The sequence below is a fragment of the Variovorax sp. OV084 genome (assembly GCF_900111625.1).
In the GTDB taxonomy this organism is placed as follows: domain Bacteria; phylum Pseudomonadota; class Gammaproteobacteria; order Burkholderiales; family Burkholderiaceae_C; genus Variovorax.
On the sequence record NZ_FOII01000046.1, the window covers coordinates 1 to 3,229 of the forward strand.

A 3,229-nucleotide genomic window follows, 5' to 3' on the forward strand; every position below is an offset into this window, starting at 1 on the left:
CCGACTTCGCCGTAAATGCTGGTGGTCTGGTTCAGCGCCAGGGTGAGGCCGCCGGCCAGTTCGCTGACAGTGGAGCCGGTGCGGCTCGTGATGTCGGTCGTGGCGGCAGGTCCGATGAAGCGGGCGACGTCGGCGCCGCCGCTCGCCTTGTAGATGTTGAAGCGGCCGTACGGCTGCAGCGTGCCGAGGCTCGTGGAGAGCTCGCCCTTCACGCGCACGCCGACGCGCGCGATCCAGCCGTCGTCGCTGTCCTGCCGCACGGTCGCACCGGAGATTGCGATGTCGTCCAGGCTGAGGTGCTGGCGAATCAGCTGCAGTTGCGGCTCGATCTTCCAGCCGCTGTCGCCCATTGCGAATGCCTGGCCCACTTCGATGGATGCCGTCAGGCTGTCGCCCTTGCCCGAGCTGCGCTGAGTGGACAGCGGCTCGACGGTGTAACCGTGCCGCCCGGCCTGCAGCACGGCGTCGGCGTAGAAGCCCGAATCGGCAGTCCAGGTGCCGTAGGCGCCCAGGTACTGGCTGCGCAGGTCGTTGGAACCAACGGCCAGGTTGGCGATGCCACTGGCAAAGCCGCTGACCCTGACGCTGCCGTCGAGTTGGCCGACGTACACGCCGGCACGCCAGTTCGATGTGGCGAACAGATCGGTGCCAGCCTGGAAGCCCTTGACGTTGCCCTTGCTGTGCGGATCGACGGTGCCTTGCTGGCGGATGTCGATGTCGGTGGCGATCACGCGGCCCCAGGCGCGGCGCTCGGTGTCGGTCGATGCTGCAGCGCCTGCCTTGACATCATCGTCGCCGATGCGTTGGTGCAGGTTGCCGATCATGGCCAGGTCCGCCTGGCGTACCTGGCTGGGCAGCGCGGAGAGCAACGGGACTTCGGCTCGGTAGGCCGGCACTTGCACGGCGTTCGTGCCGGTACCGCCCGTTGTGCCGCCCGTCGATCCGCCCGTGCCCGTCGTTGCCGTGGTGGTCGATCGCAGGTACCAGTTCTCGCCGGCGCCGCTGGCGTCGGCGGCATACAGGCGGTACTCGTAGGCGCCCGCATCCACGTGGCCGCCCGCGAGCGAGAACGCATCCTTGGTGGTCTGCGCGGTGGTGGTGGCGCCGTTGAGCGCCGAGACCACTTCGATGCCGTTGCCCGTGGTCAGCGCGCCCAGGCCACCGAGCTGGGTGATCTGCACGCTGGTCCTGCCGCTGGCCGAGGCGCTTGCACCGTTGAGCACCAGCCGGTCGCTCACGCTGGTGCTGTCGCCCAGGAAGGTGCCCAGCCGCAGCACGCCGTTGTTGCCCACATAGGCGCCGTTGACGGTGAGGGTGGTGCCTGGTGTGGTGCCTACCAAGGTGACAGTGCCGCTGTTGGCGAGCGAGGCAACCGTCTGGCTGAAGCCTGCAAGGTCGAGCGTGGCGCCGCTTTGCACGGTGTGCGCCGAGGCTGCGCTGAAGGTGCCGGCGACGCCGGCCTTCAGGGTGCCTTCGGCCACATCGGTCGCGCCGGTATAGCTGTTGGAGCCCGAGAGTGTGAGGGTGCCGCTGCCGATCTTGGTGATGAAGCCGCCGCCGGTGATGTTGCCGCTGAGCGTGGCGCTGAAGCTGCCGGTGTCGATCACCGGGTCGTTGTTGCCGGTCAGCACCACGGCGTTGGCGAGGTTCAGGCTGTCGGCCGCGAAGCCGAGCGTGGTGCCGTCGTCCATCGCCAGCGTGCCGGTGCCCAGCGCCAGGTTGTTGCCGACGTTCAGCCGGCCTTGCTTGAGCGCGGTGCCGCCGCCGTAGCTGTTGGCCGCGGTGAGCGTCGTGGTGCCGGCGCCTTCCTTGACGAGCGAGCCTGTGCCGCTGATGGTGCCCGACAGCGTGAGCGCGTTCGAGCGGTTGATGACCAGCGTCGCGTTGTTCAGGACGTTGCCCACGATGCTGCCCGTGGTGCCGCCGCTGCCGAGTTGCAGCGTGCCGGCACTGATGACGGTGCCGCCGGCGTAGGTGTTGTCGGCGGTGAGGACCGTCGTGCCCGTGCCGGCCTGCACAAGCGCGCCGGAGCCGCTGATGGTGCCCGACAGCGTCAGCGCGTTCGAGCGCTGGACGGTCAACGTCGCGTTGTCGACGATGTTGCCTTTCACCGAGCCGGTGGTGCCGCCGCTGCCAAGCTGCAGCACACCGGCGCTGATCGTGGTGGTGCCGGTGAAGGCCTGGTCCTGCGTCAGCGTGAGCGTGCCCGCGCCGGTCTTCTCGATGCCGCCCGTGCCGCTCACGAGGCCGGCGTAGGTTGCGTTGTCGGGCTGGGCGAAACGCACCAGCCCGTTGTCGGTGATTGCTGCCGGCGCGAATTGCGCGCTGCTTTGCAGCACACCGCCCGAACCGACGGTCATGCTGCCCGTATATGTGCTGGCATTGGCGCCCAGGATCAGGGTGCCGCCATTGACAGTCGCGCTGGTAATGCCCGATGACGGCAGCGCCACGTTGAAAGTCCAGACCCCGGCATTGCTCTGCAGCGTCTGGAACCCGGCCAGGGAAAGCGGTGCAAACGTCGAGGCGCCGCCGTCTTCGCTTTCGAGCGTGAGAAGGTTGGCGCCGCCTCCGCCGCTGATGTTGCCGGTGATCGAAGAGCCCGTGTAGGCATGCAGCGCATCGTTGCCGTTTGCGAAGTTGAGCGACCCGATGACGCTGCCCTTGTTGGTGAAATCGACGGCAGAGGTGCCATTGGCACCGAACACCGTGGCGGTGCCGGGGTTGCTGCTGCCCGCCACATAGCCCGCTTCCATCGTGCCGGTGTTCACGATGGTGTTGTTGCCGGAGTTCGCCTGGAACCAGATCGCCGCATGGGTCGATCGCACGGTTCCGTGATTGATGATCGTATTGCCGCTGCCGACGGGATTGATGGCCTCCGAATTGCCGGCGCTTCCATCCGCGAGGACGTTGGCGCCTTGCTCGATGGTGATGGTGCTGTTGCTGTTGAACTCGACGGTGTTGGCGCCGATGCCGCCTGGGTACGGACTGTTTCCGTTGGTGGAGCTGTTCTGGACCGTGGCGCCGCTGCGAACCGTGATGGTGGCATTGTTGCCAAGGCTGATCGCGGAGCTGTTGCCCGTGCTGACCAATGCACCCGACTGGACATCCACCGAGGTGTTGTCAGCCGTGGCCGGTCCCGTCCCGACGGTCGTGCCTTGCGTTCCTCCCGCCGAACTGCAGGCGATGGCCGCACCCGTGGCCACGCAATCCGCCGCGGCCGGCATTGACA

At 67.5% G+C, this 3,229-nt stretch carries 1 protein-coding gene; it reads right to left on the bottom strand.

Features of this window, described 5'->3' with window-relative positions; genetic code table 11:
* On the bottom strand, window positions 1-3,224 hold a 3,224-nt coding region (locus BMW87_RS34505), incomplete at its 3' end, for an autotransporter outer membrane beta-barrel domain-containing protein (RefSeq protein WP_371258893.1).
* Between the last annotated feature and the right edge of the window lie 5 nt (window positions 3,225-3,229).